At 41.8% G+C, this 14,752-nt stretch carries 15 protein-coding genes and 1 tRNA gene; 6 read left to right on the top strand and 10 right to left on the bottom strand.

Annotated elements, in window-relative coordinates; translation table 11 throughout:
* Positions 1–165: 165 nt before the first annotated feature.
* The 8 genes from ruvB to IDJ76_RS16595 form a co-directional block, all read right to left on the bottom strand.
* Entirely contained in the window at positions 166–1,188 is a 1,023-nt protein-coding gene (gene ruvB / locus IDJ76_RS16630) for a Holliday junction branch migration DNA helicase RuvB (protein WP_191164623.1), read from the bottom strand.
* Positions 1,189–1,285: 97 nt separating this feature from the next.
* Entirely contained in the window at positions 1,286–2,023 is a 738-nt protein-coding gene (locus IDJ76_RS16625) for a polyprenol monophosphomannose synthase (RefSeq protein WP_191164621.1), read from the bottom strand.
* A 123-nt stretch (positions 2,024–2,146) separates the two neighbouring features.
* Positions 2,147–3,640: a POT-type proton-dependent oligopeptide transporter gene (locus IDJ76_RS16620; protein WP_191164619.1), complete on the bottom strand. Its 1,494-nt coding sequence runs from the start codon at positions 3,638–3,640 to the stop codon at positions 2,147–2,149.
* A gap of 108 nt (positions 3,641–3,748) precedes the next feature.
* Positions 3,749–4,678 (bottom strand): hypothetical protein, encoded by a 930-nt coding sequence (locus IDJ76_RS16615; RefSeq protein WP_191164617.1) that lies wholly within the window; start codon positions 4,676–4,678, stop codon positions 3,749–3,751.
* Between the two features lie 43 nt (positions 4,679–4,721).
* Positions 4,722–5,900 carry an acetyl-CoA C-acyltransferase gene (locus tag IDJ76_RS16610; RefSeq protein ID WP_191164615.1) on the bottom strand — a complete coding sequence of 393 codons (1,179 nt, stop codon included), beginning with the start codon at positions 5,898–5,900 and terminating at the stop codon, positions 4,722–4,724.
* An 85-nt stretch (positions 5,901–5,985) separates the two neighbouring features.
* Positions 5,986–6,153, bottom strand: a complete 168-nt coding sequence (locus IDJ76_RS16605; RefSeq protein WP_191164613.1) for an Arc family DNA binding domain-containing protein — start codon at positions 6,151–6,153, stop codon at positions 5,986–5,988.
* Between the two features lie 4 nt (positions 6,154–6,157).
* Positions 6,158–6,682, bottom strand: a complete 525-nt coding sequence (locus IDJ76_RS16600; RefSeq protein WP_191164611.1) for a hypothetical protein — start codon at positions 6,680–6,682, stop codon at positions 6,158–6,160.
* 1 nt (position 6,683) lies between these two features.
* Entirely contained in the window at positions 6,684–7,541 is an 858-nt protein-coding gene (locus IDJ76_RS16595) for an SPFH domain-containing protein (protein ID WP_191164608.1), read from the bottom strand.
* Positions 7,542–7,655: 114 nt separating this feature from the next.
* Here IDJ76_RS16595 and IDJ76_RS16590 point away from each other — a divergent pair, with 114 nt between their 5' ends.
* The 6 genes from IDJ76_RS16590 to IDJ76_RS21030 all read left to right on the top strand — a co-directional run bounded on the left by IDJ76_RS16590 (position 7,656) and on the right by IDJ76_RS21030 (position 11,443).
* The gene (locus tag IDJ76_RS16590) at positions 7,656–9,722 is read left to right on the top strand and encodes an HD family phosphohydrolase (RefSeq protein WP_191164606.1); all 2,067 of its coding nucleotides are present in this window, start codon (positions 7,656–7,658) and stop codon (positions 9,720–9,722) included.
* Positions 9,723–9,803: 81 nt separating this feature from the next.
* Positions 9,804–9,893, top strand: a tRNA-Ser gene (locus IDJ76_RS16585).
* A gap of 301 nt (positions 9,894–10,194) precedes the next feature.
* Entirely contained in the window at positions 10,195–10,416 is a 222-nt protein-coding gene (locus tag IDJ76_RS21255; RefSeq protein ID WP_394367929.1) for an Arm DNA-binding domain-containing protein, read from the top strand.
* A 305-nt stretch (positions 10,417–10,721) separates the two neighbouring features.
* Positions 10,722–10,859, top strand: coding sequence for a hypothetical protein (locus IDJ76_RS16580; protein ID WP_191164604.1), 138 nt, complete (start codon positions 10,722–10,724; stop codon positions 10,857–10,859).
* Positions 10,860–10,985: 126 nt separating this feature from the next.
* The gene (locus IDJ76_RS21035) at positions 10,986–11,246 is read left to right on the top strand and encodes an ATP-binding protein (RefSeq protein ID WP_317173975.1); all 261 of its coding nucleotides are present in this window, start codon (positions 10,986–10,988) and stop codon (positions 11,244–11,246) included.
* A 2-nt stretch (positions 11,247–11,248) separates the two neighbouring features.
* Positions 11,249–11,443, top strand: a complete 195-nt coding sequence (locus IDJ76_RS21030; protein ID WP_262892230.1) for an ATP-binding protein — start codon at positions 11,249–11,251, stop codon at positions 11,441–11,443.
* Between the two features lie 831 nt (positions 11,444–12,274).
* On the opposite strand, the gene IDJ76_RS16570 is transcribed toward IDJ76_RS21030, so the two are convergent.
* Both IDJ76_RS16570 and IDJ76_RS16565 read right to left on the bottom strand, forming a co-directional pair.
* Positions 12,275–13,681 carry an exosortase Y-associated Wzy-like protein gene (locus tag IDJ76_RS16570; protein WP_191164602.1) on the bottom strand — a complete coding sequence of 469 codons (1,407 nt, stop codon included), beginning with the start codon at positions 13,679–13,681 and terminating at the stop codon, positions 12,275–12,277.
* Between the two features lie 27 nt (positions 13,682–13,708).
* Positions 13,709–14,473 (bottom strand): glycosyltransferase family 4 protein, encoded by a 765-nt coding sequence (locus IDJ76_RS16565; RefSeq protein WP_224746375.1) that lies wholly within the window; start codon positions 14,471–14,473, stop codon positions 13,709–13,711.
* Positions 14,474–14,752: the final 279 nt, after the last annotated feature.

The following is a 14,752-nucleotide window of genomic DNA, read 5'->3' as shown; positions in this document are numbered from 1 at the left end:
GTAGTATTTGGTGAATGCAAGTACAGCAAAAAATGCAGAAGTTGCAAGCCAAAAATATCTAAATGTTAATAAATTTTCGTTTCGTGTAATTTTTACACGTTTATAATGCGCTGATTAATAATTGTTTAACAATTATTAATCATTTTAAGAACATGCCTATTCTTTTTAAAATAACGACGGATTGCCTCCCAATTTTATCTTACCTAAGTGCCTGTACGCGCTTTCGGTAGCTTCGCGGCCGCGTGCCGTGCGCATTAAAAAGCCTTCTTGTATTAAAAATGGTTCGTAAACTTCTTCAATCGTTCCTTCTTCTTCGCCAACTGCTGTAGCAATTGTTTTTAAACCTACAGGTCCACCCTTGAATTTATCGATGATTGTGCTGAGGATCTTATTATCCATCTCGTCCAGTCCGTGTTCATCCACATTCAGGGCGTTCAAAGCATATTTTGCGATGGCAGTATCAATATTACCATCGCCTTTTATCTGGGCAAAATCGCGGGTACGGCGTAGCAAAGCATTAGCAATACGTGGCGTACCACGGCTGCGGCGCGCAATCTCATAAGCACCCTCGTCGCTGATAGGTGTACGCAAGATAGCTGCCGACCGTAATACAATAGTAGTTAATAATTTTGCGTCGTAATATTCCAGGCGGCTATTGATGCCAAAGCGCGCACGCAGCGGTGCTGTTAGTAAACCCGAACGGGTAGTTGCACCCACGAGGGTAAAGGGGTTAAGCGAGATCTGTACAGAGCGAGCGTTAGGTCCACTTTCCAGCATGATATCTATCTTAAAATCCTCCATTGCCGAATAAAGATACTCTTCAACCAGCGGGCTTAAACGGTGTATCTCGTCAATAAAAAGGATATCGCCGGTTTCCAGATTGGTCAGTAGGCCTGCCAGATCGCCTGGTTTATCTAATACCGGGCCGGATGTGATTTTGATACCTACACCCATTTCATTGGCGATGATGTGCGATAGGGTAGTTTTACCTAAACCCGGAGGGCCGTGCAACAGCACATGATCAAGCGCCTCGCCACGCTGGCGCGCTGCCTGTACAAATATGCGCAGGTTGGCTAATATTTTATGCTGGCCGGTAAAATCTTCAAATGCCTGTGGGCGCAACACTTTTTCTATATCACGTTCGGCAGCAGAGAGGTTTTCCCGGTCGGGGTCAAGATTTTCATTCATTGCCAACGAAATTAGTATTTATTTGGAAGACCTGAAATATGAGGTGTTAGATTTGAGACAAGAAACTTAAAATTCGACTGATCTCACATTTAAAGTCTTATATCTTTTGTATGGGGTATTTTCTAAACCAGCTGTTGATCTTCATTTGCAGTACGCCGAAGACGGCTTCTTTGAAGATCCCTTTTGACATTTTGGAGGTGCCTACCGTACGATCGGTAAAGATGATTGGTATCTCGACCACGTTAAAGCCATGTTGGATCGTAGTAAATTTCATCTCTATCTGGAAAGCATAACCTACAAATTTTACCTTGTCCAGGTCGATAGTTTCGAGTACCTTACGGCGATAACACATAAAGCCGGCGGTTGAATCCTGGATAACGATACCTGTGATAAACCGAACGTATACCGATGCAAAATAACTCATCAGCACCCTGCTCATTGGCCAGTTAACTACGTTAACACCTTTAATATACCTTGAACCTATAGCCGCGTCTGCACCCTCAATACATTCCTGGCGTAACCGCAGCAAATCGTCTGGGTTGTGCGAAAAATCGGCATCCATCTCAAAAATATAGTCGTAATGGCGTTCGATGGCCCATTTAAACCCGTGGATGTACGCGGTACCTAATCCCAGTTTACCAGATCGTTCCTCCAGAAACAATCGCTCAGGATAATCACGCTGTAAGGCCTTAATGATGGTGCCGGTGCCATCGGGAGAGCCGTCGTCAACTATCAGCAAATGAAAATCATGAGGTAAAGAGAATACCTTATGAATCATCCGCTCAATATTTTCTTTTTCGTTATACGTAGGTATAATTACAATGCTATCGGGCACTTAAGGCAGAATTAATAGATGTACAGTTAAAACGTTCGCCGCTAAAATAATTTAAAATAGTACGGCTTTAAAATAAAAAAGCAGGAAAGTGGATTGCTTCCCTGCTTTATCGGTATTTTTTATTTACAAGCTATTCGCTTCTGCTGCGGCTTTGTTATCGACGTAAGGATCGGTAATGTAGTTTCGCTCTTTAAGTCTTGGTGAAATAATCAAGAATAAGATGATGAAAACTAAAATAAATCCTACAAAAAACCACTCGTAGTTTGCACCTTTTAAGTTTGTTGCCCACCAGCCGCCGCCTTCAATAAGCCCGTTTACAACGGCGGTGATCAAATTTCCAAATGACACAACCAGAAACCAGATACCAGACATAGTGCTTTTCATAGATTTTGGCGAATGCGTGTAAGCATATTCTAACCCGGTAATAGACACCAGTACTTCGGCGGCTGATAATATCAGAAAAGCCAGTACCTGCCACCAAATAGATGGCGAACCACCGTGATCAAGGCTGGTATGTATAACGCCGATTACTATGAATGATATAGCTGTCAGCACAAGGCCCGCACCAAGCCTGCGTAATGGAGTTGTTTTTAGGCCCCGTTTATCAAACCATGGATATACTACATAATTAAAAAATGGTATAAACAACAGCAGGAATATGGTGTTGAAAGTTGACAGCTGACCAGGGTATATGGTAAATTGGGTAAAACCAAGATTAATAACACGATCCATCTTCTCTGCGTATAGCGTCCATTCAGATAAGCATTGATCCCAAACTGCCCAAAATGCAAGCGCGAAAAAGAATACTGTCATAACTCGATACACCGCTTTTACACCTTCAACGCGTTCAGGGTCATAGGGGCCTTTGGCAATATCCAATATGGGTTGCCCCGGTTTGCGTTGGCTTAAATGTGTTAGCGCATACCAGGTTATAAAAACCAGGTTGTTACGGTTAACGCCTTGCGGCGGAACTTTCACATATTTTTTGCGGCCCGAGAAAAATATAAGGGTAGCCAGCGCCATCAAAAGTCCGGGAATACCAAACGCCCACTTAGGCCCAAAATGCTCATAAGTCCATGGAATAGCTACGGTCGAGATCATAGAGCCTGCGTTGATACTAAAATAGAACCAGCCATAAACTTTAGAAAGCAGATCCTGATTGGTGGCATCAAACTGATCGCCAACGTTAGCCGATACGCATGATTTAATACCGCCGGCACCAATGGCAACCACAAGTAAACCTAATTCAAAGCCACTAAGACCGCCGTCGAAAGTTGCCAGCATTAAATGGCCGATGCAGTATATTATAGATACATATAGAATAAGCTTGTATTTACCGGTAAACCAGTCGGCCACCATGCCGCCAACAAATGGCAAGGCGTAGGCCACCATCACGAACAGATGGTGTAGCTTATTAGCGTGAGCATTAGCTTGATCGGTTAATAGCGGATTATCTGTCGGATTGAAAAATTGTTTTACTAAAAACAGAGTGAGTACAGAACGCATCCCGTAAAAGCTAAAACGCTCTGCCGCTTCGTTACCGATGATAAACGGAACACTACTTGGGAATCTTGATTTTTTTTTTGCCGGGACTGTTGTTTGTAGGTTTTCTACCATACTTTTAAAACTATTTTTTTGCCTAAAATACTATAATTAACTTAAACCGAAATTTTATACCGAAATTATTACAAGCCTCGCTGTAATGTTTGGATTTGAGCAGCGTAATTACTGTTTAATTCTTTTTGATACAGGTACTTCGCTTTTGTCAATAAGTGCCTGTTTTTTAGGGTCAACCAGTTCAGCGTCCCTATCTTCAGGGATGTTGCGCATGTCCAGGTTCTCTACAAAGGCCCATTTGCCATTTTTTAATTGGTAGCCGTCGTAGCTCAGATCCGGGCCGAAGGTTTCGGGCTGATCTTTCATCTTTTTATCGGGAGGGGACAGGTGATCAAAAACGATTAACTGCTGCCCCGGTATATAACGCAACAGCATCGACGCCTGGCGGGTGTATTCAAAAATTATCCGTTTACGCGTTTTGCTGTTACCATCAAAAACAGGCATGCCCAAAAGAGGTTTGTTATCGGCCCCGAATGAAAGTACTTCGATCACCTTTTTAGTAGACTTGACAGTGTTTCCTTTCCAGCCTAACAGTACGTAGTAAGGTTTTGCGGGATTGCCCGCGCTTGTGATCTTGTAATATTGCGCGCCATACCATTTATGGTTATCGGTAACAGAATCTTCCGGGTTTTTTAACAAAGGCGAGTAATCTTCCAACGGATACATTAGCAATTTGTCGCCGTTATTCATTTGGATAGTACCGTAAAAACGGTAGCTACCATCCTGATTCATAATGTGCCAGCTAAATATGCGGAACTTATTATCCGGCGCATTCATCACACTAACGCTTTTTACCGAATCGAAAGAGTAATTAAACGAATTTGGAACCATTAAAGCACTAACCAGTGTTTTAATAAAGGCATAGTTGGCGCTTTTTCGTTCCAGATCTACCGTGTCATTGATAAATTTTTTACCTAACAAGATCAGGCTGTCGCGGTAGATGTTTAACTGTTTAGTGTTTTGATTGCCCGCCGGATTCTGAGCAAACGAAACACCGCATATAAAAAAACAGGCAAGGGCTAAAAAGAAACTTTTCATTAATATTTATTACGATAATTAGGGCGACTTATTGCAAATGCAATTATACTAAGTTTTCGATAACCATTGCGCTGGCCCCGCCGCCGCCGTTACAAATGCCGGCTGCCCCAAACTTCCCATTGTTTTGCTGCAAAACATTTATGAGGGTTACAATGATACGCGCGCCCGAAGCCCCCAGCGGGTGGCCGATAGCCACAGCGCCACCATTAACGTTAACCTTTGCAGGGTCTAACTTCAATATTTTGTTATTGGCTACAGATACTACCGAGAATGCCTCGTTGATCTCAAAAAAGTCTATTTGTTCTGAAGCTAATCCTGCTTTATTTAAAGCCAGCGGGATTGCTTTAGACGGAGCGGTAGTAAAATATTCGGGTGCTTGTTGTGCATCGGCGAATGATACTATCCTGGCTAAGGGTTTAATACCCATAGCTTCGGCTTTTTCTTTACTCATCAGCACTAATGCAGAAGCACCGTCATTTAAGGTTGATGCATTAGCTGCTGTAACGCTGCCATCTTTCTTAAATACCGGTTTCAATGTAGGGATCTTATCAAACTTTACAGCCGCAGGTTCTTCGTCAGTACTGAATAAAGTAACCTCGCCCTTTTTATCCTTTAACTCAACCGGTGTTATCTCATTATTGAACTTGCCCGCGCTTTGTGCAGCTTGTGCCCGTTTGTATGATTCTATGGCGAATGCGTCCTGCTCTTCACGGGTTACATTGCAATCGACCGCGCAGAGCTCGGCAGCAGACCCCATGTGGTAATCGTTATATACATCCCAAAGCCCGTCTTTAACCAATCCGTCGGTAATTTGACCGTTCCCTAAGCGGTAGCCGTTACGGGCCTTATCTAAATAGTAGGGTACATTGCTCATGCTTTCCATACCGCCGGCTAAAACAATCTCGTTATCGCCATTGGCAATGCTTTGGGCGGCCAGCATAATGGCCTTCATTCCTGATGCGCACACTTTATTAATCGTAGTAGCCGGTAAATAAGGAAGGCCTGCATAAACAGCTGCCTGGGTTGCGGGTGCCTGGCCCAAATTAGCTGATAGCACATTACCCATGTACACTTCCTGGATATCGGTAGGTTTCAATCCGGCCTTTTCAACCGCCGATTTGATAACAACAGCGCCTAACTGCGTTGCTGATAATGCTGCCAAGCCGCCACCAAAACTGCCAATAGGTGTACGTGTGGCTGATACGATATGTACTTCTTTCATGAAATTGTCTTAAATAATTGGTGGCCAAATTTAGCTTATTTGTTTAAAGCTTAACGAGAAAAGGCAAATTTATTATGCATGCATATCAAATTTGTTTTTTCTTCCGGGCAGATTTCTTCCGGTCATTCAGTGCCTGCTGCAGCAAATATTCTATTTGCCCATTGGTGCTCCTGAACTCGTCGGCACCCCAGGCCTCAATTTCTTTGAGCACATCGGGGTTGATCCTTAATACAAATGCCTTTTTCTCTGCCATATTTTTAGCTTGCAGCCTGCGCTTGTCGTATCAGTGTTAAATGCAACCCAATTAATGCTAATAAAGGGATGGGTGGCATATCGTTTGTTTTTACGGAAGGATCATACGTTACCGTGAACGGTTTACTGAAACTCCACCATTCCTGCTTCAGATTGATGATATCACCGTACATGTCGTGGCTCAAAGTGAGCGAACGGGCAAAAAACTTTTTGTACAGATAAGTAGCTTTAAAGCCGTTCTCCATTTCGAGTAATATGTCCCTTTTCCAGGTAGCAGGTATTAATGTACCAATGGTTTCATCGTCGCCCTTGTTAATTAATAAATTACGTTTTAAAAGGCCTTTCATCTTAATGGTCCAAAACCCATCGGCTGTTTCTATTATCGCATAGCGTTTATAGTTGTTTTTATAACTTAATTTACCATAAACAAACTGCCCGTCTGTTAACTCGAAATAGGGAAAAAACCACTTGTGCCTTTTAACAAATAGCTCAGCGGTTTTTACCTGGTCGAAATTTCTGAATTCGTTCATCTTAGTGGTATAAAGTGCCTGTATTTACAATGGGTGATACACTTTTATCACCACAAAGCACTACCAGCAGGTTGCTTACCATGGCTGCTTTACGTTCTTCGTCCAGCTCGATAATATTCTTTTCCTCCATTTTAGTCAGTGCCATTTCAACCATCCCTACAGCTCCTTCTACAATTAACCTGCGGGCTGCGATTATGGCCGACGCCTGCTGGCGTTGCAGCATTGCATGGGCAATCTCGGGTGCGTAAGCGAGGTGCGAGATGCGGGCTTCTAAAACTTCAATCCCCGCACGGTCAAGGCGTTCATTCAGTTCCTTTTCCAGTAAGATACCCACTTGGTCAGATCCGCCGCGCAAAGTAATGCTGGCATTTTCATCCTCGATATGGTCATAAGGGAAAGAGTTAGCTAAATGCCTCACCGCTGCCTCGCTTTGTATGTTAACATATTGCAAATAATTCTCTACAGAGAATACCGCTTTGGCCGTATCTTTTATTTGCCATACAATAACTGCAGCAATCTCGATAGGGTTGCCCACGCTATCGTTCACTTTAAGCTGCTGTCCGTTCAGGTTAAACGCCCTCAGTGACACCTTTTTCTTTACAGTGAAAGGGTTTACCCAAAAAAAGCCGTCGTGCTTAACGGTGCCGGTGTATTTACCAAATAAGGTAAGCACCTTAGATTCATTAGGGTTGACAATAGCCAGCCCTGGTAATATAAAAACAAAGTTGATGACACAAATAATGGCGCCTATAGCGGGCTGTTCTGCCCAGAAACAAAGGGCTGCGCCTGCAATAAGTACTAATACTAATACAAAGGCTAAATAGCCCGATGGTGCTGTGATAACTTTTTCGGTATTCATGGTTTTGATTGATTTAAAATGATATCATAAAGATATCAACTTTGATTTGATAAAAACAAGAAAAAACGCATATAACCGAAACTTATATTATTTTTACCATTGAGATATATATCAATGGCAAAACTTTCAACGTCAAGGCAAAAGGCATTACTGCGCAAATACGCACTTAATGTTAAATATTTTATGATGCTGGTGAGTATATCCGTAATTGTATATGCTTTACCAAAGCAGGCCAAATTTGGTTACGAGTATGAGAAAGGGCGCATCTGGAGCCAAAAGGACCTGATATCGCCCTACAACTTCGCCATACTAAAAACCAACCAGGAAATTGAGGCTGATAAGCGCGCCGCGCTTGCCACCATTACCCCAATATATCAGCGTGATAACTTAATGGTTGCTCAATTAACCGAAGGTTTTAAAAACGACCTTGAAGTTAAATGGCATAATGCTGGTATTAATGATAAGCTTAAACCCGAATATCTGCGAAAGGGAGTAGAGCTACTTGCCTATGTATACGATAAAGGCGTGCTAAAACTGAATGCAAAATACCAGGTCAAAAGCCCCAATTACCCTATAACCATACTTGACCACAACGTTGCTGTAGAAAGAAACACTTCAGACCTGTTTACGCGCGAGCGCGCTATAGCTTACTGCGATTTTATAATAAGTAAAACACCCGGCCTTGATAAGGCCTTTTTACTTAACCTGGTGCAAGACAGGGTGCAAACTAACCTTACCTATGATTCTAAATTAACAACTCATTTGGAAGAGGAGGTGACCGACAACCTTTCTATAACAAGAGGGATGGTGCAAAAGGGGGAGACGATTATTGGCAAGGGGTCGGTTATTAATGATGAAGCTTATCAAAAGCTGGCTTCGTACAAAAAGGCTTTTGAAGATAACGCCCGAATAAACGGTAACCGTAAATTGGTATTGCTGGGTCAATTTTTATTGGTTGGTATCGCCATTACCTTATTAATGGTGTTCCTTTACCTTTTCCGTAGGGACATTTTTGATGATAACCGGCTGGTGAGCCTGATACTGCTGGTAATAACGGCCATGCTGGCAACACTTTCGCTGGCTTTAAAGCTACAGTTGCCCAATTTATATTACATCCCTTACTGTATTGTGCCAATCATCATCCGGATATTGTTTGATACTCGTTTAGCCCTAAACATTCATTTGCTGGTAGTACTAATTGCAGGCTTTTTTGTGCCAAACAGCTTTGAGTTTGCCTTTTTCGAGATCACAGCGGGTATGGTATCTATTTATAGTATTAAAAATCTTATCCGCAGAGAGCAATTCCTGATCTCGGCACTTATTATCACCTTTACTTACTTTGTATCCTTCCTGGGCATTTCATTAACCCGCGAAGGATCTTTTACCAGTATCGATTGGGTTGATTTTGTGCCATTTGCTGTAAGTGTAATGTTAACGTTGCTGGCTTACCCGCTCATTTACGCGTTTGAAAAAGTGTTTGCCATTACATCAGATATCACCCTGATAGAACTGACCAATACCAACGCGAAGTTATTGCGTGATATGGCATTTAGCGCTCCCGGTACCTTTCAACATTCATTACAGGTAGCCAACCTGGCCGAGAACGCCATATTTGCAATTGGAGGTAACGCATTATTGGTGAGGGCAGGGGCTTTGTATCACGATATCGGTAAAATGGAAAACCCACTTTTCTTTATCGAGAATCAAAACTCAGGGTTTAATCCGCATGATAAACTGCCTTATGAAGAGAGCGCTCAAATTATTATTCGCCACGTAAGTAAAGGCATAGAAATGGCCCGGAAGGCTAACCTGCCCGAAATTGTTATCGACTTTATCCGCACACATCATGGAAACACCCGGGTTGATTATTTTTACCAGTCGTTTTTGAAAAATTTCCCTGAAAAGTTCGTCGATGAGAATATTTTCAGGTACCCGGGGCCGGTTCCGTTCTCAAAAGAGGCGGGTGTTTTGATGCTTGCCGACTCGGTTGAGGCAGCATCGCGTTCCTTAAAAGAGCCCGACGAAGAATCGATAGGTGTACTGGTTGACCGCATTGTTAAATACAAGCTCGATCAAAACCAACTGAAAGACAGTAATATAACTTTAAAGGATCTGGAAACCATTAAACAGATCTTTAAGCGGATGTTGATGAGTATTTACCACGTACGGATTGATTATTAAAAATCTGATTTATTTTTTTGACAGCTTAAGCGAATTACTATATTTGCAATCCCTGAAAAAAGGGAAGTGTAGCAAAAATACGGTGAGGTGCCTGAGAGGCCGAAAGGATCAGTTTGCTAAACTGACGTACGGGAAACTGTACCGAGGGTTCGAATCCCTCCCTCACCGCCAGATTGATAATCAAAACACATCAAAAGCCTGTAATTCAATGAATTACAGGCTTTTTTCGTTTCCGGGAATCGTTAAAATATGTTAGAATTCGAAAATCTTTAGTGCGTCGTTTTTTTCGAAAAAAAGACGAGTCGAACATGTTGTAATTTATTGACATACAACATGTTCTTGCGCTAAACGTCTTGATTTTTATTAGCCGAATTTCGATATTTATTCACCTTTTAAATGTGTCGCTATGTTAGAAAAAAGTATAGGCCTGTTGTTTTTTTGAAACAACCTCGAAATTACACTGGGTGGCCTTATGTACGTGTATCTGCGAGTTACAGTAGATGGAGTTCCAAAAGAAATGTCAGTGAAGAGGTCATGGGAACCCAGCCGCTGGAGTGGCATGGCAAATCATGCGATTGGAAACAAGGAAGATGCCAGAGCGATAAATGAATATCCGGACGTATTACAAAATAGAGCCTATGAAGCAAGGAGAAAATTAATCAAAGGTGGAGGGTTATCACAGCCATGGCGATAGTCAATATTTTAAGCGGCGCAGAACAGCGACAAAGAAATTTGATTGTGCTTTTTAAAAAAGCACAATGATGATATACAGGAAATGATAGGTAAGGGTCTGGCAAAAGGGACCTGGATCCCATTTGATACATCCTACAAGCATATTGTACAATTTTTAAGGTCGGAGTATCAAGCAGACGATATCAACGTTCTGTCTCTTGATTTGGAGTTTATCAAATAACTGCTTCACTGGTGTCGTACAGTGAAGAATTTGAATCACAACTCGACCCTGAAAAATATTACTAATATACCATCGATTAAGACCACATGGCTACTACACACCGCTTTGTAACTGACTGGACACCTGATAAGTTCTTAGATTGGGCAGCCTCAATCCATGAGGATGTGCGGCTGTATATACTTAAGATCCTTGACCGGAAGCAACACCCGGAGAAGGCCTATTAAATCCTGCTTGGGAGTGCTGGGCATCGCCAAGAAAGCCGGGAACGAGCGCTTAACGATGGCCTGCCAGCGTGCGCTTAGCTACTGTATCCATAACTTGCAGAATGGGACGGCCGGCAAAATGGGCGTATAGAATGGCAGATACAATATGCCAAGTTCCGCTATAAAGCCTTTGTAGAGGACGTTTATTACTATGCCGACAGGAGTATTGACCGTAACCGGATCATGCGCCTGGCAGACTGTACCTTTGTTGATCGCAATAAAAAGATACCGGTTACTGGCAGCACCGGTATCTGTAAAAGCTATGTGGCTTTTGCAATCGGCTATCAGGCCTGTATGCTCGGCTACAGATTGTTTTATGCCAGCACGCCTAAGTTATCACTATACTAAAAATGGCTAAGGCAGACGGCTCCTATAGCAAAGAACTGGCTAAACTGGAAAGGACACAGCTGCTCACACTGGATGACTTCGGTATCCAGCCTTTTGACGCACAAAGCAGGGCTGCGCTGATGGAAATGATCGAAGATCGGCATGGCAAGACCTCGCTGATAATAACCTCACAGCTACCGGGTAAGCAAATGGTTTGAAGTGATCGGTGAAAAAACGGTTGCTGATGCGATCCCGGACTGGATCGTTCACGATGCGCACCGCACCGCATCGAACTGAAGGGAGAATCTATGAGAAGAAAACGTAACGTTGAACCGGAAACCAGCTACTAATGAAAATACCTTTTAAATAACAATTTTTGTACACGCTGTTATAGCGTTTGCTGCACGCCCCGCGTCAGCTAATTGCCTGGTAAGTTTGGCCCGGAATCAGGTGTTCAACATCTCCATAACATACACCTACAATCAAAGATGTCGATATTATGAACGTTTTTTCTTCCGTTGACTTTTTTTTAATAAAGAGAATTTTAAAAATAGGCTATTTAATCTACCGTTGAGCAATACTCAACTCAAACGGGCGATGGCTATTTCGGACGTTTTGACAATAGTTCTCAATTGTTGCCGAATCTGTAATTTAGCAATTATATTATCAAAAACAATTTTCATCATTTGCCTTATCTCGTTTTTTTGGATTTTAAACTAAACTCCCTGTTGATTGATCAGTTATATAAATTTCTCAATGAGTTAATTGTCATATCTGCCGTAAAACAGGTTATAGCACTGTTGGTATCGATCTGGTCAGTAACAATATTGTTACTCGTCTGTTATTGTTATTTTACAAGCTTTTGATTATCTAATAATTTATTAAGTCTTGGATGTGAAAGTATATTTCTAAGCGGGACATATGGTCTTATTTTTCAAAGTGGGTTGGGAATACCTTCTTGATTGGTAGTAAATAGCTGACCAAGTTAGTCGGGGCAACATTAGCAAAAAGGCAGTGCTTAGCTAGGAAGTTGTGATTGTTTGGGTGAGCTAAGCAGGTTTTAATATATTCTTGTAACGTAAGAGCCAAGCGACGATAAGCATAGTTATATAACTCCAAAAAACTGTGTTGATAATGAATTCAAGACTTAAGCCACGCCAAAATACCTGAAACAATCCGGCGAAAATAAGGGCTGTGCCCAGCAAGTATCCACCGAATAAGCGCTCGGCTTTGATGGAAATAGATTGTGCAACCGCCCCGTAGATAAATAGAAATAACCATACTCCAAAACCGCCATAAGACAAGTAAGCATCAACAATAAAAGCTGGTTTAGCAGACACGGACGATGCCCGGTTGACTACACCAGCATCGTACACTCTTTCCATTATCACAGCCTCTGTATTCGGTTTTTTGGGCCAGAATATTCTGGGAATAAGAGCGGTGAGTGATTGACTCATTAGCATTGTTTTATAAAAGGGTATTTGTTGCGGAGTAGACTGTACAAAAGTAGTAAACATGTCTATTTCACTTAATCGATAAACAAGAAAGCCCCAATTAGTTTCGTCTATTTCGTCACCGGAATTTAACACTGCATGAAGCGCTAATTCGCTAGCCTCATCGGCAGACGCATCACCTGACCACGCATTCGCCCGAAATGTAGTGGCATATGTGGGCAATAAAAAGAATAGCAAAAATATGACTGGTATAAAAACAGCTAGCACAATTTTCTTATAGGTTGGATATAGAAATATAGCTAGTACTAATATGCTGATTATGATAGGCTCCTTAAATCCGGATGTTAAGGCAGTATAAAAGTTCGAAAAATATAGACCTAAAGAAACTATCGTATACCATAGTTTTTTTTGTGGAATGGCAAATGCAAGGGCTAAAGTTCCAGCTATAAAACTGAGTGAAATTAGTTGGTTTGAAAATTGGGACAAGCCTGGTATTTTGGTAAATAGTATAGATAACGGTAGGCATATAATAGCAAAATGAAAAATTAAATCACTTTGACTACGCGTTTCCACACGATATTTTAGTTTTATGGGATAATTCATAAAGCATAGCATACCGCTGACGAAAGCTGCATGCCCCAGACAATAATATCGCTGGCATTGCGCAATTATGTATAGCTTTTCACTGTCCAGCCCAAAAATACTTTTTACAGTGCTCAAATTATTATATCCCAATTCATTCAAGAAATAAAATATGGAGGTGCAACAGGTATAGCCGGCAAAAATAATTTGTACCGAGAATATCGGGCGCATCAATTGCGAAGCAATAGGCATGTCCGTTGGTAAAGCTTTTACCCAACCCGTTAATGTGGCAAAAAATATAAAAAACGAACCAAGCCAAGCGATATAGTATGATACCAATGGATCCGATTTTAGCAATGTCGCCAATATCCAGGGTACATTCAATAGAATTAAACGTTCAAACGACAGATTCTTGTTCATTAATTACATGTTATACGCAAGATAGATTTAATGTTGCGTAAATTGAGTTTCGATGGCTGTCGCAATTGATAGAAAAGTATAATTACGGATAACTTGTGCTGATCGGGCGCCCATTTTTAAAAGCCGCGTTTTGTCAGCAGTAAGCGTTTTTAAAGCGGCTGTCAATTCAGCTGTATTTTCGCTTCGGAATGTAATACCATTTGATTGTTTTATTAAATCAACTGCGCAGCCCACTTTATCACTTGCAACAATTGGCTTACTGCATGCCATGGCTTCGTTTACAGCAAGTCCCCAGGTTTCTCCGGGGCCTTTTGAGGGCAGACAAAAAATATCGCAAGCTTGGTAGATTACAGGCATATAAAATTGATTTTGAAACCCAGCAAAGTGCACGTTTTTATTAGTTGCGGCCTTTTTCTGAAGAGCACCGCTTAACTCACCGCTACCTGCAAACAGCAAATGTACATGTGGCATGTTAAGCTTTAAAAATGCGTCTAACAAAATATGCGGCGATTTTTTAGTTTCCAATTTGCCGGCAAATAGTATAAGTATTTCATCCTTGTTGATTTTTAGATTTTTTCGTAATTGGTCAACTTCCGTTTTTCTGCTTTCAGCAAAACGTTCGTTAGCAACAGCGTGCGGCGCAAACAATAATTGCCTCTCGGCTAAGCCATGTGCTCTAAAATAGGCTTTATTGTTTGTACCGACATAAAAGGCAGCGCTTACGTGTTTATAAACCCACTTTAAAAATAGTACCCTCAGCAGAGATTTAATGCCGGTTTGGTTATCCAACATCGTCGAATCACCCCTGAAATATATGGGTACCTTGCCTTTAAAATAACGCAATGCTTTTAAATGGCTGTGATAAGCCCAGCCGAAGACAAGTATGGCCTCGGGCTTCCATTGGCTAATATCATTTATCAGGTTAGGGTTGACAATCCCTCGAAAATGGTGCGAACCTGAATTGGTAGCGGTGTTTTTAACCCATACATAAGGATAACCTTCTAATAGTGGAATGTCCCAGGTTACTGGTTTGCCGAAACCTGGATCAAACTTTTGTTGTGCGCCTTCGCC

The sequence above is a fragment of the Mucilaginibacter glaciei genome (genome assembly GCF_014773245.1).
GTDB lineage: Bacteria > Bacteroidota > Bacteroidia > Sphingobacteriales > Sphingobacteriaceae > Mucilaginibacter > Mucilaginibacter glaciei.
This window is presented reverse-complemented; position numbering and strand designations above follow the sequence as displayed.

What these genes read in the sequence shown, in the direction of transcription:
- ruvB (WP_191164623.1), bottom strand. Translation starts at nt 1,188, where the DNA reads ATGAATGAAAATCTTGACCCCGACCGGGAAAACCTCTCTGCTGCCGAA.
- IDJ76_RS16620 (WP_191164619.1), bottom strand. Translation starts at nt 3,640, where the DNA reads ATGGTAGAAAACCTACAAACAACAGTCCCGGCAAAAAAAAAATCAAGA.
- IDJ76_RS16615 (WP_191164617.1), bottom strand. Translation starts at nt 4,678, where the DNA reads ATGAAAAGTTTCTTTTTAGCCCTTGCCTGTTTTTTTATATGCGGTGTT.
- IDJ76_RS16610 (WP_191164615.1), bottom strand. Translation starts at nt 5,900, where the DNA reads ATGAAAGAAGTACATATCGTATCAGCCACACGTACACCTATTGGCAGT.
- IDJ76_RS16605 (WP_191164613.1), bottom strand. Translation starts at nt 6,153, where the DNA reads ATGGCAGAGAAAAAGGCATTTGTATTAAGGATCAACCCCGATGTGCTC.
- IDJ76_RS16600 (WP_191164611.1), bottom strand. Translation starts at nt 6,682, where the DNA reads ATGAACGAATTCAGAAATTTCGACCAGGTAAAAACCGCTGAGCTATTT.
- IDJ76_RS16595 (WP_191164608.1), bottom strand. Translation starts at nt 7,541, where the DNA reads ATGAATACCGAAAAAGTTATCACAGCACCATCGGGCTATTTAGCCTTT.
- IDJ76_RS16590 (WP_191164606.1), top strand. Translation starts at nt 7,656, where the DNA reads ATGGCAAAACTTTCAACGTCAAGGCAAAAGGCATTACTGCGCAAATAC.
- IDJ76_RS21255 (WP_394367929.1), top strand. Translation starts at nt 10,195, where the DNA reads ATGTACGTGTATCTGCGAGTTACAGTAGATGGAGTTCCAAAAGAAATG.
- IDJ76_RS16580 (WP_191164604.1), top strand. Translation starts at nt 10,722, where the DNA reads ATGGCTACTACACACCGCTTTGTAACTGACTGGACACCTGATAAGTTC.
- IDJ76_RS21030 (WP_262892230.1), top strand. Translation starts at nt 11,249, where the DNA reads ATGGCTAAGGCAGACGGCTCCTATAGCAAAGAACTGGCTAAACTGGAA.
- IDJ76_RS16570 (WP_191164602.1), bottom strand. Translation starts at nt 13,681, where the DNA reads ATGAACAAGAATCTGTCGTTTGAACGTTTAATTCTATTGAATGTACCC.
- IDJ76_RS16565 (WP_224746375.1), bottom strand. Translation starts at nt 14,473, where the DNA reads ATGTTGGATAACCAAACCGGCATTAAATCTCTGCTGAGGGTACTATTT.